At 69.3% G+C, this 22,595-nt stretch carries 21 protein-coding genes and 1 tRNA gene; 12 read left to right on the top strand and 10 right to left on the bottom strand.

What is annotated here, in order from left to right; translation table 11 throughout:
* Positions 1 to 5 precede the first annotated feature (5 nt).
* Entirely contained in the window at positions 6 to 1,187 is a 1,182-nt protein-coding gene (gene clpX, locus ElP_RS23475) for an ATP-dependent Clp protease ATP-binding subunit ClpX (protein WP_145273867.1), read from the bottom strand.
* 600 nt (positions 1,188 to 1,787) lie between these two features.
* Between clpX and ElP_RS23470 the strand changes: the two genes are divergently transcribed.
* Positions 1,788 to 2,888 (top strand): type IV toxin-antitoxin system AbiEi family antitoxin, encoded by a 1,101-nt coding sequence (locus ElP_RS23470; RefSeq protein WP_145273864.1) that lies wholly within the window; start codon positions 1,788 to 1,790, stop codon positions 2,886 to 2,888.
* Entirely contained in the window at positions 2,885 to 3,685 is an 801-nt protein-coding gene (locus ElP_RS23465; protein ID WP_145273861.1) for a hypothetical protein, read from the top strand. The genes ElP_RS23470 and ElP_RS23465 overlap by 4 nt, the downstream gene beginning before the upstream one ends.
* A gap of 26 nt (positions 3,686 to 3,711) precedes the next feature.
* Here the strand turns inward: ElP_RS23465 and ElP_RS38545 are convergent, their stop codons facing one another.
* From ElP_RS38545 to ElP_RS23455, 3 genes are read right to left on the bottom strand one after another with little or no spacing between them, the layout of a single operon-like run.
* Positions 3,712 to 3,843 carry a nucleotidyltransferase domain-containing protein gene (locus ElP_RS38545; RefSeq protein ID WP_197446311.1) on the bottom strand — a complete coding sequence of 44 codons (132 nt, stop codon included), beginning with the start codon at positions 3,841 to 3,843 and terminating at the stop codon, positions 3,712 to 3,714.
* Positions 3,840 to 4,742 (bottom strand): nucleotidyltransferase domain-containing protein, encoded by a 903-nt coding sequence (locus ElP_RS23460; RefSeq protein ID WP_145273858.1) that lies wholly within the window; start codon positions 4,740 to 4,742, stop codon positions 3,840 to 3,842. The genes ElP_RS38545 and ElP_RS23460 overlap by 4 nt, the downstream gene beginning before the upstream one ends.
* A gap of 24 nt (positions 4,743 to 4,766) precedes the next feature.
* Positions 4,767 to 5,567, bottom strand: a complete 801-nt coding sequence (locus tag ElP_RS23455; RefSeq protein ID WP_231749229.1) for an ATP-grasp domain-containing protein — start codon at positions 5,565 to 5,567, stop codon at positions 4,767 to 4,769.
* 303 nt (positions 5,568 to 5,870) lie between these two features.
* Here ElP_RS23455 and ElP_RS23450 point away from each other — a divergent pair.
* Positions 5,871 to 5,959: transfer RNA gene (locus ElP_RS23450), tRNA-Ser, on the top strand.
* 107 nt (positions 5,960 to 6,066) lie between these two features.
* On the opposite strand, the gene ElP_RS23445 is transcribed toward ElP_RS23450, so the two are convergent.
* Positions 6,067 to 7,650 (bottom strand): TolC family protein, encoded by a 1,584-nt coding sequence (locus tag ElP_RS23445; RefSeq protein ID WP_197446310.1) that lies wholly within the window; start codon positions 7,648 to 7,650, stop codon positions 6,067 to 6,069.
* 583 nt (positions 7,651 to 8,233) lie between these two features.
* On the opposite strand from ElP_RS23445, the gene ElP_RS23440 reads away from it, so the two are divergent.
* Entirely contained in the window at positions 8,234 to 10,423 is a 2,190-nt protein-coding gene (locus ElP_RS23440; protein ID WP_145273849.1) for an SDH family Clp fold serine proteinase, read from the top strand.
* 16 nt (positions 10,424 to 10,439) lie between these two features.
* Here the strand turns inward: ElP_RS23440 and ElP_RS23435 are convergent, their stop codons facing one another.
* From ElP_RS23435 to ElP_RS23425, 3 genes are all read right to left on the bottom strand, one after another.
* A complete protein-coding gene (locus tag ElP_RS23435) occupies positions 10,440 to 11,444 on the bottom strand; it encodes a lysylphosphatidylglycerol synthase transmembrane domain-containing protein (protein WP_197446309.1) in 1,005 nt (334 codons plus the stop codon).
* Positions 11,445 to 11,712: 268 nt separating this feature from the next.
* Positions 11,713 to 12,303, bottom strand: coding sequence for an imidazoleglycerol-phosphate dehydratase HisB (gene hisB / locus ElP_RS23430; RefSeq protein WP_145273843.1), 591 nt, complete (start codon positions 12,301 to 12,303; stop codon positions 11,713 to 11,715).
* A 186-nt stretch (positions 12,304 to 12,489) separates the two neighbouring features.
* On the bottom strand, positions 12,490 to 13,719 hold the full coding sequence (locus tag ElP_RS23425) for a hypothetical protein (protein ID WP_145273839.1): 1,230 nt from the start codon (positions 13,717 to 13,719) through the stop codon (positions 12,490 to 12,492).
* Positions 13,720 to 14,059: 340 nt separating this feature from the next.
* Between ElP_RS23425 and ElP_RS23420 the strand changes: the two genes are divergently transcribed.
* Entirely contained in the window at positions 14,060 to 14,665 is a 606-nt protein-coding gene (locus ElP_RS23420; RefSeq protein WP_145273836.1) for a hypothetical protein, read from the top strand.
* Between the two features lie 159 nt (positions 14,666 to 14,824).
* Here the strand turns inward: ElP_RS23420 and ElP_RS23415 are convergent, their stop codons facing one another.
* Positions 14,825 to 16,051 (bottom strand): alpha/beta fold hydrolase, encoded by a 1,227-nt coding sequence (locus ElP_RS23415; protein WP_145273834.1) that lies wholly within the window; start codon positions 16,049 to 16,051, stop codon positions 14,825 to 14,827.
* 212 nt (positions 16,052 to 16,263) lie between these two features.
* On the opposite strand from ElP_RS23415, the gene ElP_RS23410 reads away from it, so the two are divergent.
* Genes ElP_RS23410 through ElP_RS23400 form a run of 3 tightly spaced genes read left to right on the top strand, consistent with a single transcriptional unit; the run spans position 16,264 to position 19,062 of the window.
* A complete protein-coding gene (locus ElP_RS23410) occupies positions 16,264 to 17,226 on the top strand; it encodes an L-lactate dehydrogenase (RefSeq protein WP_197446308.1) in 963 nt (320 codons plus the stop codon).
* An 8-nt stretch (positions 17,227 to 17,234) separates the two neighbouring features.
* A complete protein-coding gene (locus ElP_RS23405; protein ID WP_145273831.1) occupies positions 17,235 to 17,867 on the top strand; it encodes a cyclase family protein in 633 nt (210 codons plus the stop codon).
* The gene (locus tag ElP_RS23400; protein WP_145273827.1) at positions 17,860 to 19,062 is read left to right on the top strand and encodes an aminotransferase class V-fold PLP-dependent enzyme; all 1,203 of its coding nucleotides are present in this window, start codon (positions 17,860 to 17,862) and stop codon (positions 19,060 to 19,062) included. Before ElP_RS23405 ends, ElP_RS23400 begins: the two co-directional genes overlap by 8 nt.
* 39 nt (positions 19,063 to 19,101) lie before the next feature.
* On the opposite strand, the gene ElP_RS23395 is transcribed toward ElP_RS23400, so the two are convergent.
* Positions 19,102 to 19,815: a class I SAM-dependent methyltransferase gene (locus ElP_RS23395; protein WP_145273824.1), complete on the bottom strand. Its 714-nt coding sequence runs from the start codon at positions 19,813 to 19,815 to the stop codon at positions 19,102 to 19,104.
* A gap of 126 nt (positions 19,816 to 19,941) precedes the next feature.
* Between ElP_RS23395 and ElP_RS23390 the strand changes: the two genes are divergently transcribed.
* From ElP_RS23390 to ElP_RS40750, 4 genes are all read left to right on the top strand, one after another.
* The gene (locus ElP_RS23390; protein ID WP_145273821.1) at positions 19,942 to 21,153 is read left to right on the top strand and encodes a cysteine desulfurase family protein; all 1,212 of its coding nucleotides are present in this window, start codon (positions 19,942 to 19,944) and stop codon (positions 21,151 to 21,153) included.
* A gap of 126 nt (positions 21,154 to 21,279) precedes the next feature.
* Positions 21,280 to 21,609 carry a HesB/IscA family protein gene (locus ElP_RS23385; RefSeq protein WP_145273818.1) on the top strand — a complete coding sequence of 110 codons (330 nt, stop codon included), beginning with the start codon at positions 21,280 to 21,282 and terminating at the stop codon, positions 21,607 to 21,609.
* Positions 21,610 to 21,883: 274 nt separating this feature from the next.
* Positions 21,884 to 22,363 (top strand): hypothetical protein, encoded by a 480-nt coding sequence (locus ElP_RS23380; RefSeq protein ID WP_145273815.1) that lies wholly within the window; start codon positions 21,884 to 21,886, stop codon positions 22,361 to 22,363.
* 51 nt (positions 22,364 to 22,414) lie between these two features.
* Entirely contained in the window at positions 22,415 to 22,537 is a 123-nt protein-coding gene (locus ElP_RS40750; RefSeq protein WP_261344373.1) for a hypothetical protein, read from the top strand.
* Positions 22,538 to 22,595 lie beyond the last annotated feature (58 nt).

The following is a 22,595-nucleotide window of genomic DNA, read 5'->3' as shown; positions in this document are numbered from 1 at the left end:
GGCCATCAGGATGACGGCTTCATCCCGCCAGCGGTACGCCCGGCGACCCGAGCCCGCAGCGGGGCCAGGCCCAGGCCGGGCATGCCGGGGATGACCTCCACGTCGCCGCCCCGGACCGCCGCCTCGGTGACGACGTAGCAGGCCCAGGGCCTCGGGTCGAACAGGACGGGCTCCATGACCCGTTCCAGGATCGCCCGCAGGCCCCTGGCCCCCGTGCCCCGCTCGTGGGCGATCCGGGCGACCTCCCGCAAGGCCCCGTCGCTGATCACCAACGAGGCCCGGTGGTACGCCAGCAGCTTCCGGTACTGACCGATCAGCGAGTTCGTCGGCTCCTTGAGTATCCGCACCAGATCCTCGATCCCGAGCCGGTCCAGGGAGGCGATCACCGGCAGCCGTCCGAGCAGCTCCGGGATCAGCCCGAACGCCTCCAGGTCTCCCGGCAGGACGTGCCGGAGGACGCCCTCGACCTCCTCGTGATGGTCCGACCCCGACCGGTCGAATCCGAAGGAGGCCCCCCGGCCCAGCCGCCCGGCGACGACCTCCTCCAGGCCGACGAAGGCACCGCCGCAGATGAAGAGCACGTTCGTCGTGTCGAAGGGAATGCAGGTCTCGCCCACGAGCTTGTAGCCGCCCGAGGGTGGCACATTGGCGACCGTCCCCTCGATCATCTTGAGCAGGGCGTGCTGGACCCCCAGGCGTAAGTCCTTCACGCCGTGGACCCGGCCCCCGCCGAGCTTGTCGATCTCGTCCAGGTAGACGATGCCCCCCTTGGCGGCCTGCACATCGCCCCCGGCGGCCACGAGCAACTTGTGGAGGATCGTCTCCACGTCCTCGCCGACGTAGCCGGCCTCGGTCAGCGTGGTCGCATCGGCGATGGTGAAGGGGACGCTCAGGTACTCGGCCAGGGCACGGGCCAGGTGGGTCTTCCCCGAGCCGCTGGGGCCGATCAGCAGGACGTTGCTCTTCTCGATAGTGACGTGCCGCAGGGAAGCATCGCCGAGGATCGGGGTCGGGGAGTTTCGGTCCACGGCATCCAGCAGCCGGGCATAGTGGTTGCTGACGGCGATGGCCAGCGTCCGCTTGGCCCGGTCCTGGCCGATGACCGAGCGGTCCAGGTGCTCGACGATCTGCCGGGGCGACGGGATGGGACACGGCCCCAGCGGGGCGGGGTTCGGGCTGATGGACATGGCGGGGGACACCGGGCGGACAGCGATCGTCGCCTCCCCGTCGGGAGGCGTCCGCCGCCCCCGGTGGTGTCAATGCTTGTCCCCCCGGCGGCCAAGCCTCGGCGGCCTCAGCCGACGAGGTGTGACGTTGCCTGGGGAGCGGGGGACGGTCCGAGGGCTTATCAAGCCCGGTCCTCGGCTCGCTCGGCGAGGCAGACCGGACAGTACCCGTGGGCGGGCCAGGCGTCTCGGTTCGCAGCGAACCCGACGTACCATGGTGCAAGAACCATGAATTAAATGATTGCATGATATCGCAAAGTCCAGCCTTAAGGGGATCGCCTTCATTTTTTCAAGGGAGCGGTAAATCGGGGGCTTAGTTCGGGTGTTTCGTGGAAACCTCGACAAAGCCCAGTCGCTCGGTGGCACATCTCTTGTACTGGGCTTAGTTTGCGGAAAATTCGGTAGCAGCTAGATCGAAATTGATTCGACGGTTTTCTGATAATCAGGGGTTTCGACGAAGAGTGAAACTGCCTGTTTCGATGAAACCTCTTGCCGAGTTCTACTCGAAGTCGTATCTTTGCCAAAGGGTGAAGAGCGGTTTTCCCGGAAATCAGGGCGGGCATGTCGATCGAGCACAGAGCACTGGAATGGCTAAAGCGTCTCGGCGACGAAACCGGGGCGTTCCAGATACTTCACGTCGAGACGGAGCGTATGTCGGCGAGCATTTTCGATAAAGTAAGGTGGGATTACGTAATTGAGACCGCCCTCAGACCCTTTGGCTTCCCTGTGCGTCTCTACGTGGAATTTCGTGATCAGATAACACCTCAGATAGCCTTGGAAGTGCTGCCGAGGCTCAAGGTTGCTGCGAGCGGTGGTATCCCTCTCCTTTGCACGAGAGCGATCTCTAAACGCCTCGCCGAAATGTGCAGAGAGGCTGATGTCGCCTATCTGGACCAAGCTGGCAATTGCAGACTGACGGGGCCTGGTCTCTTCATCTATATCAGTGGCAAGTCGGCAGCCGAAGTGAGGACCAAATCAAAACTGAACCCATACTCGATAAAATCAAGTCGCATTGTGCGGGTCATGCTCGAAAAGCCGGGATACTCCTGGCAGGTGCAAGAGCTGGCTGATGAAGCGAATGTCAGCATGGGCTTGGCCTCTAAGGTGAAAGAGGAGTTGCTTCAGAACGCTCTGCTAGTCCAGGAGGGGAAGAGAGTTCGGATCAAGAATCCGAAGGACATGTTGGCCGAATGGTCCGAACACTACCAAGTCCAAGGCGAGGAAATTCACTTCTACGTTATGGGAAAGGCAAAGGACATCGAGGAGAGGGTAGGGACTCTTTGCGAGGAGAAGGGATACAGATATGGGCTCACCGAATTCTCTGGAGCTTGGAGGGTCGCCCCGATGGTTAGATACGAAAGGAGTACAATCTACCTGGCCGAGGGCAACGGCCCCCTAATTCTTGAAGATATCCAAGAATGTCTGAAAGCGAAGAGCGTGGAGACGGGATCGAATTTGAAGCTGAGGCTGGCACCGGACGACTATGTTTTCTATGGCGGAGAAAAGCACCATGGTCTAAATGTGGTATCGCCAATCCAACTGTACCTCGACCTGATGAAGTCCAAGGCGAGAGGTGAGGAAGCCGCCCAAGAGATATACGAGAGGTGCCTCTCCCCGAGGTTCGACAAGGCAGCCGGGACATATTTGGAGCCGGACAGATGACCGAGCATTCGCAAGGAAACGAGTCAGCTGACATTGCCAGGTCCGTTTTGATTGATGTCCTGACAATCTTGGGACGGTTCAGAGACAAGATGGTAGTCGTCGGCGGCTGGGTGCCGGAACTCTACTTCCCACACAGCGGCCACATCGGTTCGCTGGATGTCGATCTGGCTCTGAATCCTGAGACACTACCAGATCACGTCTATGAAACAATCCAACGTGATCTGATTAATAATGGTTATCAATCAACTGACATGACAAATAGATTTATAAAAAGGCTGCCGGGCGGTTCAGAGGTCAAAGTCGATCTGATTACGAGTGAAACCGGTGGACGGGGCAGCAATAGCCACGCCTACCTTCAAGGAATGCATGTTTGGAGGGCGCACGGGATCGGCCTAGCTCTCGATTTTCACCAGGAGTTAACTATCACGGGAAGGCTGCCGGAAGGAGGCGTCAATACGATTAGGGTTCATGTGCCAACCATTGCTGCTTTCATTTGCATTAAAGGCATCACTCTGTCCGAAAGGAAGAAGCCGAAGGACGCTTATGACATTTACTTTTGCGTGGCAAATTACCCAGGCGGTCCATCTGAGCTCGCCAAGCAGTTCGGGTCAATAATCGAACACGAGCTGGCTCGCCAGGGATTGCAGGCGATCAAGGAGAAGTTTGAGAGCATCGATTCGATTGGTCCGGTTTGGGCTGCACAGGTCACCGTCGAAGAAACGGGGGGCAGCGAAGAATTGGCACAACGAGATGCCTTTGAGCAGCTCCAGGCAATGATCAAGGAACTCGGTATTTGACAACACTGAGAGCTGCCTCGCAAAACCTAGTCAGTGCCGTGCGAGGGGAAGCCGTAGTGGTGCGTCCCGCTGACCGTGGCGAAGATCAGCGGGTACGGGTGCCGGGCGGCCTCGGCTCGCAATCGTCCCAGGGCATCCGCCGTCACGACCCCGCTCATAGCAAGTCCCTCACCCGCTCCAGCTCGGCCTGGATGTTCCGCAGGGCCACGACCGCCCGATCGGGATCGACGACGCAGCCCTCCAGACTGCCGTAGTGGTCCTCCAGGGCGGCCAGCAGCAGCGCCCTGATCTTCGGCTCGTCGGGGGTCGCCCGCAGCGTGCTCTCGGCGTAGGCCCGCTCCAGCTGCGACTCCTTCTCGGCGAACCACTGACGGAGTCGCTCCTCGGTCCACTCGCCCCGCCGGATGGCCTTGAGCTGCTCGTTATTCCGCTGGAGGTCGATGTCGCCCTCCACGAGGATCTGCTCGACCTCGCCGATCAGCCGGACGACGTGGTAGCCGAACTTGGTGTCGTAGCCGTGCTCGGCGACCAGCTCCGCCCGCTTGCCCTGCGGCTGCTTGGTCGCCAGCTTGTGCAGCTGGCTGTAGGCGTAGCCCTTGAACTTCGGCCAGGCCCCCTTGTGGAGGAAGAGCCGCCGATTCTCCCGGACGAGGTTGCCGACCCTGGTGCTGTGCAGGACGCAGGTCGTGGGTGTGAACAGCGAGTCGATGACGTTGGGGTTGTTCTCCATCGCCAGCTGGAAGAACTTGACGATGCCGAAGATGGTCAGGTCGTAGGTCCGCCCGTGCCCGGCCAGGGCGTCGGCGTCCTCGACGTGGTGCTCCTGGAAGACCTCGAACCGCTTGGCGGTCTTGCCGAAGCCGGGGATCTCGCCCCGCAGGTGGGGGAAGATGTCCTCCTTCGGTGGGATCGCCCAGCCGTACACGTCCATGTCGCTGGTGTCCGAGGAGACACCATACGCCACCGACCCCATGATCGTCTCGTGCTGGACGTTGCCCGGCAGCCACCTCGGCGGCTTGACGAGTCCCCGGTCGGTCAGGCGTTGCAGGGTGCTCATGCCGGGCTCCGTTCTCCAAAGCAATCAATCCGAGGTCGGCTCGTCCGCCCAGCGGACGACCAGAGCGAGGTACGTCTCTCGGATCTCTGGGAAGACCGTCACGTTCGGCACGTGGTTGACCTCCAGAAGATACCGCCCGCCGTCCGGGGCCACGATGTAATCCACGCCGACGGTCGCCAGGCCGAAATGCTCGGCCAGCCGTCGGGCATCGTCGAGCAGCTCCGGGTCGATCGGCATGAAGGCGGCCCGAGGGTCGTGGATGGACCTGAGCCAGCCATCGCCGGCCATGCGGACCTGCCAGGCGTGCTCGCCGACCAGGACGATGCGGACGGCCTCCCCCTCGACGAACTGCTCGAAGAGCGTCGGCACCTCGGCGGCCCAGGCGTCGTCGAAGCGGGCCTTGTCCTCGCCGCAGTGCCAGTTGCCCCACTTGGCGACCGTCGGACCCTCGGCGGGCACGGTCGTGCCCCGGTCGGCGTAGCCCCTGGGGATGCCGCCGAAGCGGGTGACCGCCAGAGCCCGGACCAACCCCGGCAGTCGGAGCCGCAGATCCATCATGCCTCGGGCACCGGGCAGGCATGGCCCTTCCCAGAGCGCCAGGGCGGCGAGGAAGTCGAAGTCGTCCTCGAAGATGGCGTGGTAGGCGACCCGCTCGACGGGGACGAAGTGGCCCATGAACCGGGGGTGCTCGACGAGCAGGATGCCCCGGTCCACCCGGATGCGGGGCAGGGTCTCGAAGGCCAGGACGGGCCGGTCGAGGCGGCGACGGAGTTCGGCGGTCTCGGGCGGATCGAGGCCCACGAGCAGGAGCGGTTCCACGGCCATCCTCCACGGCGGGGCCGACCGACGAACGATCTGTCAGCGGACGCTGATGGCCGTCGGATCGTCCCCTCACCATGATGGATGCAGCGAGTCGCCATCAGGTTCGTCAGACGGGATGGCCTCGGCGAACCCGAGTTCCGCCCTGCCCAATCTCGTGTCGGAAAGCCGGATTGCGAGAGCGGCTTGCGTACCTTAGACTAGAGCAACCGAACCGTTTGCCGCCCCAATCCTTTACAGAATCCTTTACAGAATCCCTTTACAGGAGAGATGCACGCAAAGTCGGCGGTGGCAAACAGTTGGGAAAACGGAGAGGTGACCGAGAGGCCGAAGGTGCGGCACTGGAAATGCCGTGTACGGGTCAAACCGTACCGAGGGTTCGAATCCCTCCCTCTCCGCTTCCGATTCGAGAGACCCCGGTACCCCGCCTCCGGGCTGGGTCCCGGGGTCTTTTCACGTCCGGGCTACGTGGTCATGGTTGTGAATCTCGATGGGCGGTAGGCGGTCAGGGGAAGACCCGCGCGCCGACGGCGGTGTTGAGCCGGAACATAGATCGGCGGTGCCTCACGAGCGCGTCGAGGTATTGCCGGGAGACGTCGTCGAAGGCCCGTCGGGCCTCCAGGCTGGAGACGGGGTCGGGCTCGTCGGGGCCCGCCGGCCTCAGGCTGGCGTGCAGGTTCTCCTCGGCGGCGGGCAGGGTCTCCTCGTGGAGCCTCCGGATGGTGGCGAGGGTGACCGAGTAGGCGGCCTCGGCCCGCTGGACCTCCAGGACCACCCGACGCTCCAGGGTCGCGAGCTGGGCCATGGCCTGGCCCACGGTCTGGTTGGCCCGGGCGATGTTCCCCTGATTGCGATCGAAGATCGGCACCGGGATCGTCACGCCCGCGGCCCAGGCGTAGGAGGCCCGGTCGCCCGCCACCAGCCCCTCCTGGGCCGTGAAAGGCTGGTAGGTCAGGAAGACGTCCTCGAACCGGTTGGCCCGGGCCAACTTCACCTCGGAGCGGGCCCGATCGACCCCGAGCCGGAAGGCGACCAGGTCGGGGCGGGTGGCGAGCGCCTGTCGGATCAGCGGGTCGATGGGCGGGGGGGGGAGTTCCAGCCCCCGCAGCGACCCCCGGACCGGGAACGTCTCGGCGACGGCCTCGGGGATGGAGAGCAGCGCCGCGAGGGTCCGCTTGGCGTCCTCGGAGGTCTCCTGGGCTTCAAGCAGCGTGAGGTCAGTGCTGTCGATCAGGATCTCGATGGTGTTGTACTCGGATCGGCTCGACGTCCCCTCGCGGACCTGACGCTCGACCTGCGAACGCTGCTCCTCCAGGCCTCGCAGGCCCGACTCCAGGAATCGGATCGTCGCCTGGGAGGCGAGCACGTCGATCCAGGCTGTATAAAGGGTGTCGACCTGCATCCGGACGGCGTCCTGATAGAGCGCCTCGGTCACCAGCCGGGCGGCCTCGGCCACCGCGATCCGGCGCCGACGCTTCCCGTTCAGGTCGACCGGGAGGGTGAGGTTCACGGCGTACTCGGTCGGGCCCCCCGCGCTGCCCTCGAAGTCCCCGTAGGGGATGACGGCGGCGTCGGCGTAGACCAGGGGGTTCCCCCGGAGCCCGGCGGTGAGCACGTCGGCCCGGGCCTTGGGGATCTCCATGGCCTGCGCCCTCAACTCCAGGTTGAACCGGAGCAGTCGGTCCATCGCCTGGTCGATCGTCAGGCCGTCGGCAGGCCCTTCCAGCTCCTCGAGCGGCACGGCCCCGAGCCTCCCGGGGCCCGCACCCCCGTCGTCGGTGGTCGGCGCGAGCGGCTCGATCCCGAGTCGGAACCCGGTGCTGGGCTCGAAGGGCTCCGGGGTCCGGGTGATCCCCTGGGGGACCCGGGGGTATTCCGGGCCCGGCCCCACCGGGATGACGACGTCGTCGGACCCTCCCGGATCCCGATCGACCGCGCCGGTGGCGCCGGGGCCCTCGCCGAGCATCGACGACCTCGGGTCGCCCGGGGTCACCGGCGTGGGGGCCCGCCCCGACTCCTGGGCCGTCACCGACCCCGCGGCGACAGCCAACAGCCCGAGGACGATCACGAGCGCCTCTCTGAGCCTCATCCGATCCCCCGGGTCCTCGGGAAGGCGGCGGGGCCTCCCCGGCTCATGCGACCCGAGGAGTCCGGAGGGTCGACCGGGCCGCCGACTCGGGCCCCCGTCCCGCCCTCGTCCCGCCGGGACGGTCGGAGTGATCCGGGCGCCTGTGTCGGTAGTATCGGCCATCGATCGGCCGGGGGATCAGTGCGCGAGGTCGATCCCCCCGTCGAGGACGACGGCGACCCAGCAGGGCCCGCCGGGACTGGTCGACGACCGGTTCGCGACGCGGGAAGCCCCTCCCGCCCCCCCGGGCGCCGGGCCCGGCCGATCGGGCCTCGCGGGGGCGATCGGCCGCCGCGTCGGGCGGCGAGCCGGGGGCGATCGGCGGGCGTGGCGTGGTTTGACTCCCCCTCGACGGCGGACCTATAATCAGCCTGCCGTGGCATCGGTCCGGGGCCGCGGAGGCGGTTCGGCCTCGCCTCGGCGGTCCGGCCTCCGATCCTCCCCGATGGCCCGGCGTCTCCCCCGCGGAGCGGTCAGCCGCCCCGGGCGGGAAAGGAGGCCCGGTCGGATCGTCGGCGGTCGAGGCCCGGGGAGATTGACTTCCATGAGCCCAGATGCGCCCGAGCAGCCCGGGATCCTCCCGGCGATCCTCCGCCGGGGGCTGGTCGCGGTCGCCCTGCTGTCCCTCCCGGCCTCGACGGCGCCCGCCGCCCCGCAACCGGCGCGGGAGCCGGCGGAGATGCCCGGGTACTTCTTCGAGGTCGAGCAGCCGATCGACAGCGAGCGGGCCGACCGGCTCCGGTCGGCCGTCGAGGCGGTGCTGCGGTCCTCGACCTCCCGGGGGCCCGAGCCGGTCCTGATCTTCGAGGTCTTGCCGGGTTCGAGCGAGTATGGCGTCAGCCTCCAGGTGGCGGATTTCATCGCCCGGAAGCTGGCCCGGGCGGAGAAGACGGTGGCCTACGTGCCCGAGCCCCTCTCGGGCTATGCGGCCCTGGTCGCCCTGGCCTGCGACGAGATCGTGCTCGGACCCGACGCCTCGATCGGCCCGATCACCCCGGACGGCGGCGAGGTCAACCCCGGGCTCTTCGGCTTCGCCGAGCTGCTCGGCCGGGCCAAGGGACGCTCCCCCGACCTGATCGTCGGCATGCTCGACCCCGCGGCCGAGCTGCTCCGGGTGCGGACCGCCGACGGCCGGGTCGACTACGTGCTGAAGGACCGCCTCCCCGAGTTCGAGGCGGCCCACGCGATCCTCGAGGCCGAACCCTTCTGGCAGGCCGGGGCCCGGGGGCGGCTCGACGCCGACCGGGCCCGCAGCGAGGGGATCGTCCGCAGTTTCGCCGCCGACCGCGCCCAGGTGGCCCGCCTGTACGACCTCCAAGGCGTCCGCGACGCCACCGGCCCCGGCTCCGGCCGGCTCGTCCCCGTCTGGCTCCGCATCTCCGGCGCGATCGACGCGACCACCGGGACGTACGTCGGCCGCGAGCTGTCCCGGGCCATCCGGGACGGGGCCAACCTCGTCGTCCTCCAGCTCGACACCCCCGGCGGCCAGCTCCGGGCGGCCGACGACCTGGCCCAGGCGATCCTCCGATATGAGGACGTGAAGACCGTCGCGTACGTCAGGGATCGCGCGATGGGCGTCGGGGCGCTGGTGGCGCTGGCCTGCGACGAGATCGTCTTCCACCGGGACGGCAAGCTCGGCAAGGTCGACGCCACGGTCGACGGCAGCTCGGTCGACCCGCTCTCGGACCGCGACCGGGACGTGGTGGCCGACCGGTTGGCCTCGCTCGCCGGGCAGAAGGGGTACCCCGTGGCCGTCGCCCGGGCGATGGCCCTGCCGGGGGTCGAGGTGATCGAGGCGCTCGACACCGACGCGGCCCACGTCATGCTGATCGACCGGGCGGCCCTGGACGACGAGCCGGGCCGGTTCGTGGACCAGGGGACCGTGGTCCCGGCCGGGAACGTGCTGACGGCGACCGCCGACGACTCGGAGCGGCTCGGCCTGTCCCGGGTCGTGGTCGGGGACGACGAGCAGTTCAAGGCGCTGTACGGGATCGGCGACGACCTGATCCAGCTCCGGGGGCCGAGCTGGGTCGACTCGCTGGTGGGCGTCCTGAACACGCCGTTCATGAGCGGTCTGCTGCTGTTCATCGGCTTCTTCATGCTCGTCGTCGAGATGAAATTGCCGGGCATCGGCCTGCCGGCGATCACCTCCTGCCTGGCGTTCCTGCTGTTCTTCTGGAGCCGGTACCTGGGGGGGACGGCCGACGGCCTGGAGATCATCCTCTTCATCGTCGGGCTGCTCTGCCTGGCCCTGGAGCTGTTCGTCTTCCCCGGGTTCGGCATCTTCGGCATGAGCGGAGTGTTCCTGGTCCTCTTCAGCGTGGTGATGGCCAGCCACACGTTCATCATCCCGACCGAGGACTTCCAGTACCGCCAGATGAGCCGGACGCTGGCGCTGCTGGTGCTCTCGATCGCCGGGGTGGTGGTGGGCGCCGTCCTGCTCGGCCGGTTCTTCCCCTCCCTGCCGTTCTTCGACAAGCTGATCCTCCGCAGCGACCCCGACGGGTCGCCCGACGGGACGGGGGAGAAGCCGTTCTTCGAGTCCGACTCCCCCTTCGCCTTCCTCCTGGGGGAGACCGGCCGGACCACGACCATGCTCCGGCCGACCGGCAAGGCCCGGTTCGGGGAGATCATCACGGACGTGATCGCCGAGCGGAACTTCATCGAGCAGGACTCGCTGATCCAGGTGGTCGACGTGCAGGGGTCTCGGATCCTCGTCAAGCAGCTCTCCTGAGCACGGTCGGCCGGGCTCAGGCCGCGTCCAGGCCCCCCGCCGCCACGTCCTTCCCCTCCCGGAGGGAGCGGACCTGGCGGAGGTTGGCCAGGTAGACCACGACGCTGAGCAGGCCGCCGGCATACATCAAGACCCGGTAGCCCATCATCGCCACCGCGCCCCCGGGGTGGCCGACCTGGGCGAACAGGAAGTCGGACACCTGCTCGCTCAGGCCCAGGGCCCCGAAGGGCAGCGGCACCGACGTGCTGAACAGCGACAGCGGCACCACGACGTAGTGGGACACGATCCCCGGCAGGTCGGGGCGGAACAGGGCGAGGTCGACGAGGTAGAACGCCAGCACGAAGAGGGCGTGGCTGACCATCGCCGAGCCGAGCGCCCCGGCCACGATCGGCAACCGGCTCCGGTAGACCCCCGCCGCCGTCACCAGCTCCGAGGCGACGGCCCCGAGCTTCCCCTTGCCGGCGACCAGGTCCAGCAGCGGGCGGTACAGGGTCGGGCTGAATAGCACCGCCAGCCCGACCGGCCCGGCCACCGACGCCGCCCAGGCCAGGCCGATCAACAGCCTCACGTCCTCCGACGAACCCGACCACGCCCAAAGCCCCGCCAGGCCCGCCAGCAGGAACAGGCCGATCAGGCCGAGGAGGCGGTCGATGATCATCGAGGCCACCGCCTGGGTCTTCTTCGCCTGCTCCCGGCAGAGGAAGGCCCCCTTGATCACGTCGCCGCCGACGGCGCCGGGGATCACCAGGTTGAAGACGTTGCCGATGAAGCCCAGCCGGACCGCGTCGACCACCCGGAACGGCAGCCCCAGGGCCCGGACCAGGGCGAACCAGCGGAGGAAGGTCAGCAGCAGGGCGGCCATGTAGACGAGGAAGGCCAGGACGAACGCCCGAGTGTCGATCGGCCGCTCCATCACCCGGGCGATCTGGTCCCGATTGGAGTAGATCGCCAGCCCGAGCAGCCCGAGGGCGACGGCCGAGAGGATCACGTGGATCAGCAGGTTCCGGGCGTTCCGCGTCATGGTAGGCGACTCGCTGATGCTGGTCGGGCGTGGGGGTCGTGTTCGAGCCGGATTCGATCTGGGGGACGGGTCGAAGTCCCTCCCCCTCTCCCCGCTCGCGGGGAGAGGGCCGGGGTGAGGGGTCTTCGAGTGATGGCGGGTCCTCGCGATTCGCCGGTCCCCCTCACCCGGCCTCCGGCCACCCTCTCCCCCGCGGACGGGGGCGAGGGTTTGGGATCGCCAGGAGGAGACCCGACACGCTCGGCGGCCGGAGCGGAGACCGGGCCGGTCAGAGACTCCCCTTGGTCGAGGGGACGCCGCCGCAGCGGGGGTCGGGCTCCCAGGCGTCGCGGAGGGCCCGGGCCAGGCCCTTGAAGATGGCCTCGATGACGTGGTGCGCATTGCTCCCGGAGAGCACCCGGACGTGCAGGTTCATCCGGCCGAGGGTGGCCACCGACCTCCAGAACTCGGGGACCAGCTCCGTGTCGAAGGTGCCGACCTTGGGGCTCGGGATCGGGGCCTCCCAGGCGAAGAAGGGCCGGCCGCCGAGGTCGATGGCGCAGAGGACGAGCGCCTCGTCCATCGGCAGGATCGCGTGCCCGTAGCGGCGGATGCCGGAGCGGTCGCCGAGGGCCCGGTCGATCGCGGAGCCGAGGCAGATGCCCACGTCCTCGGTGGAGTGGTGGTCGTCGACGTGGAGGTCGCCCTCGCACTGCACGTCGAGGTCGCAGGAGCCGTGTCGGGCGAAGCCGTCGAGCATGTGGTCGAGGAAGCCGACGCCGGTCCGGGTCGTCGACCGGCCGGAGCCGTCGAGGTCGAGCCGGAGGCGGATGTCCGTCTCCCGGGTCTTCCGGGCGATCTCGGCGGTGCGGTCGGGCACGGTCGGGGCTCCTGGGTGTCGGATCGGGTCGGGTCGGGTCGGTCCTGATCGGGTCGGATCAGGCTCGGATCTTATCGGAATCGGGGCGGGGTCGGATACGGCTCCCGGGCGGTCTGGGGCGGACCCCGGGCGCCGCCGCCGGGGGCCGGGGCGTGGATCGGGGCTCGGGGAGGGTCGTCGGGCCGGTCAGGCGTCGCGTTCGGGGCTTCGGAGGCGGATCGGGGGCCCGCCGGAGGGGCCTCGGGGGTCGATCCTGGGGTCGTCGGTCCGCCTCGTGGGCGATCGATCGGGGCCCGGTGCGCCGCCGGTGCGCCGGGGAGGCGCCGGGTTGGGGCCGGGCGTCGTGTTCCCGAACTCCTTTGCCTCCTGCCGATTGGGGCGAGGAGAATCCGTGCCCGAGGCGGCCGGTGGCGGCTCGTTTCGGCATTCCGGCGCGGCGGGCCGGGGTGGGATCGTGCCCGACTCATGCGGGGGGACGGTCGGGGTCGGTTCGGGGGGGCTCGTCGGGGCCGACGACGCCCGGTGGGCCACGCCCTGCCGTTCGAGGAGGGCCTGACGCCCGTCCATCTTCGAGCGCTCGACCCGCAGCCTCATGATGAGGGTGAGGCTCTTTTGCATGTCCCGGAGGGCATCCCGGCGGTACCGGTGGCGGAGCAGGCCCTGGGGGCTGGTGTCGACCATCGCCTCGGACTCGACGGCGACCGCCTGGGGCCCTTCCACCTCCTCCCAGGCCTCGGCCCGTCGCGCCTCCAGGCGGCCGATGAGGTCGTCGAGCTGGGCCCGGAGCCGGCCGGCCGCCTGCGGGTCGGCGGCGGGGCCGGGGGGGAGCGTGGCGTCGACGGTGGCGGGGAAGGCCAGGACCACGGCGTCCCAGAGGCGTCGCGCGTCGGCGTCCTCCGCCGACGGCCGCTTCGGGGCCCGGCCGAGGAGCTGGAGGGCGAGCACCAGGTCGTCCCCCGACCACCCTCGTCTCGTCGAAATCTGGCCGAGCAGGGTCCGCCAGTGCCGGAGCATCCAGTCGATCCCGAAGGCACTCTCGCCGAGCGCGGCGACCGTGCCCTCGGGATCGGACCGAAGCTCCTGGGCCTTGCGGCGGACGGCGTGCCGACGCTTCTCCTGCCACTGGTCGAGCGCCTCCCGGATGGCCGGGGAGAGCCGACGCTCCTCGGCGTCGACGCAGCGGAGGTAACGGGTGTACTCGACCGCGGCCGACTGGATCAGCGCCTCCTCGGGCTCCGTCTCGGGCAGGTGCTTCGCGGTCCACCGCTCGACGAGCAGGGCCATCCGCTCGGCCTCCTCCTCGCAGAGCGGGCGTCGGGCAGTCAGGCCGTGGGTGATGGCGTTGGTGCCGGGGTCGCGTCTCCCCTCGTCGGTCCAGGGGCCGGCGGGCGGGGCGGGGTCGGTCGGGGCGGACATGGGGGCTCTCCTCGGACGATGCTCGGCTCGGTGCGATGGGCCCGGCCCCTCCCTCATCCTGCCGACCCGGCACGATCGGCGCGAGCGGGGAGCGAGCCGCACGCTTAAATCATCGTGTTGGATGGCAATTTTAGTCACATATTCGGGGAGGTAGGATGCAATCCCTGACGGCTTGATGATTTCAGGAATCAATCGATTTGCAGTCGGGGACCGGCCTCGGTAGATTCGGCCCGCGTCCGCGAGGCGATCGCTCGGGTCGTCGGCAAGCGGGAACGTGCGTACGGAACGAGACGGTAGGACGACATCCTGAGTAGAGGAGCGTCGGATGAAGATTGCTCGCATGAGCCTGATCACAATCGCAATGTTGGGGATCGGGCCCCTTTCCGGGGCGGACGCGGCCTCGGTCACCCGCCTGACGGTCGTCGACAGCTCGCCGACGAGCTGGGTCGCGCGCGGCCTCCAGGATTACACGGTCTCGCCGGACGACGGCTGGTCCTTCGTCGCGTCCCGGAACTTCGACAACGGGGTCGGCTTCGAGATCTTCGGCCCGCCGCTGCCGGGCACGTCGATCGATCGGTGGAGCCTCAACTTCGCGGCCCCGTTCGAGGCCGTCCTGACCCCGGGGACGTATGAGGACTTCCAGCGGTTCCCCTTCCAGGACCCCGACCGCCCCGGGCTGGAGTTCGGCAGCACCGGCCGCCTGGACAACCTGGCGAGCGGCAGCTTCGAGATCCTGGAAGCGACGTACGACCCGTCGGGCAACGTCCTCTCCTTCGCCGCCGACTTCATCCACTATGGCGAGGAGGACGTCAATAACTACGCCGTGGTCGAACTGCGGTACAACGTGACGGCCATCCCCGAGCCCGCCACGCTGGCCCTCTCGGCCTTCGGCCTGATGGCCGCGCTCGGCCTGTCTCGCCTCCGCGTGCGGGCCCGATCGGCCTGAACCGGGCGAGATCGGTCGGGAGACGCCGGCGGCCGGCCCGCCGGCGTCTCGGACTGGCTGCGTCCTCGAAGGGCTGGGGGTCCGGGAACGTGCCGACCCCGAGGCGGGGAGGCGCCCCCCGAGGGCCGGGGATATCATCCCGGCCCCCGCCGGGGACGATCAGCGGGCGCCGAGCAGCCAGTTCTCGATCGTGGGGTAGACCTGCTGGCGGCTGGTGAGGCCGACGAGGGCGTCGGAGTGCCCGGCGTCGGCGGCGAAGCCCTGGGCCCGGCCGAAGGGGAGCAGGGTCTTGTCGGTCGAGCCGACCCGCTCGTAGATCGTCTGCTGGACCTGGGGGGGGGCGAGCTGGTCGGAGGCGCCGCAGGAGACGAGGATCGGGACCTGGACGTTGGGCAGCATCGAGGCGTAGCTGAGCGTCTTGCCGGCGTCGAGCAGCTCCTTGCGGGCGGCCAGGACGAGGTACTGCTGCAGGAGGCCGATCGAGGGCACGTCGATGCCGTCGTGGGTCAGGGCCCGGTAGACCTGGGGGGAGACGTGCCCCTGGTTGAAGAACATGTTGTCGATGCTGGTCTTGGAGTCGATCAGCAATTCTTCGGGGAGGATCTGCCCGGCGAGCTGGCCGTTGCGGAGCGCGATCAGCTCCATGAGGAACTGGGTGGCGAGCTGGCCGTCGGGCATCGTCACCTGCGAGCCGACCGTGACCAGCCGGCCGATGCCGGGGTTCTGGTACCGGGCCAGGTGGCAGAGGGGGATGATGCCCCCCATCGAGTGGCCGACCCAGGCGACCTCGGGGGCCCGGGTGTGGGACCGGACGAGGTGGACCAGCGCGGGCAGGTCGTAGTTGATGTGGTCGTCGAGGTTCCAGCGGGCGAACTTGGGGTCGAGCGTGGCGTAGCCGGTGGGGGCGATCTTGTTGTTGGTCGCCCGGCGGATCAGGCCGCCGACGACCATGGTGGGGGCGGCGTCGAGCTTGGCGACCCACTTGGACGAGAGCCCCGAGCCCCGGAGGTTGACCACCCAGACGTCCCAGCCGCGCTCGGCGAGGAAGTTGGGGAGGGAGACCTCGGGACTGATGTCCCAGAACTGGGCGTTGTAGCTGAGGCCGTGGCAGAGGATGACCGGCATGGTGCCGGGCCTCACGCCGGTGGCGGGGCGGAAGCGGTGGGCGACCAGCGTCCAGCCGTCGGCCGTCTGGATGGGGACCGTCTCGCCGGTGAGGTGGGGCTTGAGGGTCCGCTGGATGTTCTCGGGGGTGAGCTGCTGGCGGAGGATGTCCTTGCCGAAGTCCTCGAGCAGGGCGCCGAAGTCCTGGCCCGTCGCTACCTTGCCGACGGCGGCCTGGGCCATCAGGATGCCCGCCGCCCGGATCGCCTGTCGCCGGTCCATCGGTCGATCCTCCTCGAATCGCTCCGCGTCATGCGTGCAACGACCGGGAAGGGCCCGGCCGGGGGAGAGTCGTATCATCTTTCGGCCCGACCGCCCAGGGGAACTGAGCCGGATCGGATGCGGTTCCCGGACGGGGGCTCGCCGGTGGGGGGCGGGGGAGATAGGCTAATCGGAGGCGGGAGACCGGGGGTCGAGTCGAGATGGAGTGAGCGATGATGGCCGCAGGGGCGAGGCGGGGGAAGGTGGGACTGGTCGGCACGGGGATGGTCGGCAGCTCGTTCGCCTACGCCCTGATGCAGCGGAGCGTGGCCACGGAGCTGGTCCTCGTGGACCTCGACCGCCGGAGGGCCGAGGGGGAGGCGATGGACCTCAACCACGGCCTGCCGTTCGTCAGCCCGATGCGGATCCGGGCCGGGGACTACGACGACCTGGCCGGGGCCGAGGCGGTGGTGATCACCGCCGGGAGGAACCAGCGGCCGGGGGAGACGCGGATCGACCTCCTGCAGAAGAACGCGGAGGTGATCGCGGACATCGTGCCGATGGTGGCGGCCGCCGCGCCCGACTCGGTGATCGTGGTGGCGAGCAACCCGGTGGACGTGCTGACGCAGATCGCCGCCGACTGCGCGGGATTGCCCGAGGGCCGGGTGATCGGCTCGGGGACGGTGCTCGACACGGCCCGGTTCCGGGTGCTGCTGGGGGAGCACTTCGCCGTGAACCCGAGGAGCGTGCACGCCTACGTCATCGGCGAGCACGGCGACACCCAGGTCCCCGTCTGGAGCCTGGCGGACATCGGCGGGGTCCGGATCGACCACTTCGTCGGGCCGGGCGGGCGGCAGAAATCGGAAGTCGACCGCGATCGGATCGCCGAGCAGACCCGTCGCGCCGCGTATGAGATCATCCAGCGGAAGCAGGCGACCTACTATGCCATCGGCCTCGGCCTGCTCGGGGTGGTGGAGGCGATCCTCCGGGACCAGAAGACGGTGATCACCGTCTGCTCGCCGATGCTGGGCCGTTGCGGGATCGAGGTGCGGATGTCGGCCAGCCTGCCGACGGTGGTCGGACGGTCGGGGGCGGAGCACGTCGTCGAGCTACCGCTCTCCGACGAGGAGGCCGAGGCGTTCCGTCATTCGGTGCGAACCCTACGAGCAAGCCTGGACCAGGTCCGGCGGGGGTGATCGAGGCCATGTGCCGGATCTACGACCTCTCGCCGCCGATCTCCCCCCGACTCAAGGTCTGGCCGGGGGACACGCCGCCGAGCCGGGAGGTGCTCTCGGACATGAAGCGGGGGGACGGCCTCACGCTGTCGACCCTGCACGCGACGGTCCACCTGGGTTCGCACGTCGACGGGCCGAACCACTACGGGCTCGATGCGCCCGGGGTCGATTCGCTCCCGCTGGACACGTTCGTGGGGCCCTGCCAGGTGATCCGGCCTCGCGTCGTCCAGGGGGAGGCGGTCGGGTCGGGCCACCTGCCGGACGGAGCCCTCCCGCCCCGGGTCCTGATCGACACCGGAACACACCCGGATCCGGAGGCGTTCCCGGAGGTCTTCGCGCCGCTGGACCCGGCGCTGATCGACACGCTCGCCGATCGGGGCGTGGTGCTGGTCGGCACCGACGCGCCGAGCGTCGACCGGTTCGACTCCAAGGACCTGCCCACCCACTGGAGATGCCTGGAGCGGGGGGTGACCATCCTCGAAGGGGTGTGTCTCGGGGGAGTCCCCGAGGGGGATTACGAACTGATCGCGCTGCCCCTTCGCCTGGTGGGCTTCGACGCGAGCCCCGTCCGGGCCGTGCTGAGGACCTTGCCCCGTGGCTGAACCGACGCCCGACGACCCGCTTCTGGCCTACCGGGGACGTTTCCCGATCCTGGGGCGGACGAATTACCTCATCAGCAATTCCCTGGGGGCGGTGCCGGAGGGGGTGGAGGAGGCGCTCAGGGCCTATTTCCGGACCTGGGCCGACCGGGGGGTGCGGGCCTGGGAGGAATCCTGGTGGGAGATGGCCTCGGCCGTCGGGGACCTGGTCGCCCCCCTGATCGGCGCGGGGCCGGGGGAGGTCGTGTTCCAGCCGAGCGTGACGATCGCCCACGCCGTCCTGTTCAGCTGCTTCGATTATCGGGGAGGGCGCCCGAAGGTCGTCACCGACGCGATGCACTTCCCTTCGGTCAAATACCTGATCGACCAGCAGTGCGGCCTCGGCGCCGAGGTGGTGGATGTGCCTTCGGAGGACGGGATCGCGGTCGACTCGGGACGGGTCGCCGGGGAGATCGACGACCGGACGGCGTTCGTGAACGTCTCGCATGTCTTGTTCAAGAGTTCATTCATCCACGACGTGAACGCAATCGCCGAGCGGGCGAGGGGGGTCGGGGCGGTCTCGATCGTCGACGGCTACCAGGCGGTCGGGGCGATCCCGGTGGACGTGAAGGCCCTGGGGGTCGACGCCTACATCGGCGGCTGCCTGAAGTGGCTCTGCGGCGGGCCGGGGGCGGCCTTCCTCTGGGTGCGGCCGGGATTGCGGGAGGTGCTGGCCCCCCGGCTGACGGGCTGGATGGCTCATCCGAAGCCCTTCGCCTTCGAGCCGACCCTGGAGCGTCGGGCCGACGCCTGGCGGTTCCTGCACGGCACGCCGAACATCCCGGCGTTGCACGCCGCGAGGCCGGGCCTGGAGATCATCCGGGAGGCGGGCATCGGGGCGATCCGGGAGAAGTCCATCCGCCAGACGGGGCAGCTCATCGCGCTGGCGGGCGAACGGGGGTACCGCTGCAACGTCCCCCGGGATCCCGACCGACGGGGGGGGACGGTCGCCCTCGACGTGCCGAACGGCCTGGCGGTCTCCCGGGCGCTCAAGGCCCGGGAGATCCTCTGCGACTACCGGCCGGGGGCGGGGATCCGGCTCTCCCCGCACTTCTACACCCGGGACGAGGAGCTGGAGGAGGCCGTCGGGGCGATCTCCGAGATCCTCGAATCCGGGTCGTGGCGCACCTTCGCCGGGACCTCGGGCGCCGTGACCTGACGCCGGGAGGAAGCCGGGTCCGCCGATCGGGCGGCCCCGTCAGTCGGCCGAGGCGACCGGGCGGGCCGCCCGGCCTGAAACGGCGATGTGCGGGCGCCGGAGGGTCGAGGCCGACCGGGCGACCCCTTCGCTGAGGAGGAAGGGGGCGGGGCCCCGGTGGACGGTCTGCTCGGTCTCGACGAAGCCGGCGGCGGCGAAGAGGTCGCGGAGCCGGGATCGGGAGCAGTGGTGGACGTTCCCCTCGACCGTCTCGACGCAGACGTCGTAGATGAACCAGCCCCAGGGGGCGTCCCGGTAGCCGTCGATGAGCATGAGTCGGCCGCCCGGCTTCAGGACGCGGTGCATCTCGGCCACGGCCCGGCCCTGGTCGGGGTAGTGGTGGAAGCTGTTGGCGCAGGTGACCACGTCGAAGCTGCCAGGTGCGAAGGGCAGGTGCTCGCTGTCCCCCTGGACCGGGCAGATCGTCCCCTCGTGGGAGGCCCAGCGGGCGGCCCCGCCCCGGAGCATCTCGGAGACGAGGTCCATGCCGAAGACCCGGGCGTTGGGGAGGGACCGGACGATCCGCTCGCCGAAGACGCCGGTGCCGCAGCCGACGTCCAGCACCCGGATCGGCCGGTCGCCGAATCGGTCCCGGATGCGGCGGATCATGGCCCGATGCGAGGGGCCGAACAACAGCCACTGGAGGACCGACTGGTCGTAGGACCGGCTCCAGCGGGCGAATTCCTCGGTGGCCTGGCGCTTGTCGTAGCCCATGGTCGGGTCCTCGATGACCGTCGGAGTAGGGGGTCCATCCCGGGGGGGCTCGGATAAGATTGGTCGAGAACCGCGGAAACGGCAAGGCGGATTTCCCGCCCTCGGACCGCTCGGGAGGCCCGACTCGTGCCCGACGAGGTCATCTACCTGGACAACCACGCCACGACCCGGGTCGACCCCCGGGTCGTCGAGGCGATGCTCCCCTACTTCACCGAGCGGTACGGCAACGCCTCCAGCGCCTCCCATGCCTTCGGCTGGGAGGCGGGCGACGCGGTCGACCGGGCCCGGGAGCAGGTCGCCGGGCTGATCGGCGCCGAGCCCCCCGAGATCGTCTTCACCTCCGGGGCGACAGAGGCCAACAACCTGGCGATCAAGGGGACGGCCCGGGCCCATCGGGGGCAGGGGGGGCACCTCGTCTGCTCGGCCGTCGAGCACCGGGCGGTCCTCGACCCGATGCGGAGGCTCGCCCGGGAGGAGGGCTGGTCCCTCTCGGTCGTCCCCTGCGACCCGGACGGGCGGATCTCGCCGGAGGCGGTCGCCGAGGCGATCACCGACCGGACGGCGCTCGTCTCGGTGATGGCGGCGAACAACGAGGTCGGCACGATCAACCCGATCCGGGAGATTGGCCGACTCTGCCGGGAGCGCGGGGTGACCTTCCACACCGACGCCTCCCAGGCCGTGGGCAAGATCCCGGTCGACCTGGAGGAAGTCGGGGCGGACCTGCTCAGCCTCACGGCCCACAAGTTCCACGGGCCGAAGGGGATCGGCGCGTTGTTCGTCCGGCGTCGGGGGGCGCGGGCCCGCCTCGTCTCGCTGGTCGACGGCGGGGGGCACGAGCGGGGCTTGCGGAGCGGGACGCTGCCGGTGCCGCTGATCGTGGCGCTGGGGAGGGCCGCCGAGCTGGCCGCCGAGGAGGGCCCGTCAGACGCGATCCGGATGGCAAGGCTCCGGGACCGGCTGGAGGATTCGATCCGCAATCTCCTGGAGGATCAAGGGATTCGTCGCCACGGTCGCGAGGCCGACCGCCTGCCGAACAACCTGAGCCTGGGGTTCGAGGGGGTGGAGGGAGAGGCATTGCTGATGGCGATCCGGGGGGTCGCGGCGAGCCCCGGCGCGGCCTGCTCGTCGGCCGAACCGGGTCCGAGCCACGTCCTCCGGGCGATGGGGGTCGGGGAGCGGCTCGCCGGGGCGACCCTGCGGTTCGGCCTGGGGCGGTTCACCACAGAGGGGGAGGTCGATCGGGCGGGCCGATTGATCGCCGAGGCGGTCCGGCGGCTCCGGGCCGGGGGGGGCCCGGAGGGTGTTCGTCCGTCCAAAGTCGGGCATCAAGGCTTGTGATCGCCGGGCGGCCGCGTAGAATAGTGTCGTCGAGGGATCCGAGGAGGCGGCCGGACGCGGCGGCGGGCCTCCCCCTCCCTCCCACCGATATCGAATCGAACCGTCCAGATCAGGAGCTCGAACCCGATGAGTGTCACGCTCACCGAGAAGGCGGCCGGCGAGGTCAAGCGGATCATCGAGGAGCAGGGCAACGGCCAGGAGCTGGTCCTGCGGATCGGCGTGCAGGGCGGCGGCTGCAGCGGCTTCTCCTACAGCCTGAACTTCGACGCCGAGACCAGCGAGAAGGACCGGGTCGCCGAGTACCACGGCGTCCGGGTGGCGATGGAGAAGAAGTTCGACCCGTACCTCGACGGGACGGTCATCGACTTCATCGACGACCTCGGCCGCCGCGGGTTCGCCTTCAACAACCCGAACGTCGCCAAGAGCTGCGGCTGCGGCAGCTCGTTCCAGGTCTGACGGCCGGGCCGAGCAGGCGATCGCCGCGCCCGAGCCTCGACCCCATCTCAGCGGCCCCCGGGAGAACCGATCCCGGCGGGCCGCCTCGCGTTCCTCCCGCCGACCGATCGGGAAGGGACCTCGGTGACTCGGCCCCCCGGGCCTCGGCTCCGGGCGACCGCCCCGCCCCTCGAGGAGGGGCCTCCTCGGACGTCCCACGTTCCGGGCATCTTCGAGGATCCGGGACCGGGTTCGGTGGGGATGGATGGAACACGGCCCGGGTCGGGAGCGAACCATGGACCAGGACCGGCGGGACGGCCTCGCCCGGGCGATCTTGATCAGCCTGGCGATCTTCCTCGGGGCCGTCGAGTTCTTCGGGGGCCTGGTCGTCGCCAGCGGGGCGGCGAGCGGTGGCTACAGCCCGCTGGCCGGGCCGGGCGACTGGGCCGCATGGGCGATGATCTTCCTGTTCTCCGGCCCGTTGGCACTCCTGCCGGCGTCCCTGGTCGCGCTCCGAAGTCCCCGAGTGGGGGGCGCATTGCTGCTGATCGCGGCGGTCGTCTCGGCGATCGCGGCCGCCAAGCTGATGACCACTCCCCCGGAGGCGTGGTCGGGGGGCCCTGGGCGCCTCGCGCATGCCTTCCGTTGGTCGCTCGCGTTGATCTTGCCCGTCTCCGCCCCGATGCTCTTCCTGGGGGCGTTCCTGATCTGGGACTCGGGCGGTCAGTCGACTACGGGCGGGACGACCCGCTCGTCCCCGACCCGGTCCCCCTGAGGGGGCCGACGGCACCCGGGGAGAGGGGAGGCATCGATCCGGTTTCTCGCTGTGGTTCGCGTGCTGGTCATCCTCGTCGGGGTCCTGGTCGCCCTCGTGGTACTCGGACCCGCGTTGGTGTATGCGGTCTACCTCGTCCTCGAATCGGTGTCCGGCCTCCGGGGGGGGACGTGACGAGGGGGCCGGTCGGCATGGCCCCGGTCTCCTCCCCGATCGGCTCGGCGATCCTGGT

Origin of the sequence: Tautonia plasticadhaerens, from assembly GCF_007752535.1 — a bacterium.
Taxonomy (GTDB): Bacteria; Planctomycetota; Planctomycetia; order Isosphaerales; family Isosphaeraceae; genus Tautonia; species Tautonia plasticadhaerens.
The sequence above is the reverse complement of the archived record's forward strand: the minus strand, read 5'-3'. Positions and strand labels throughout refer to the sequence as shown.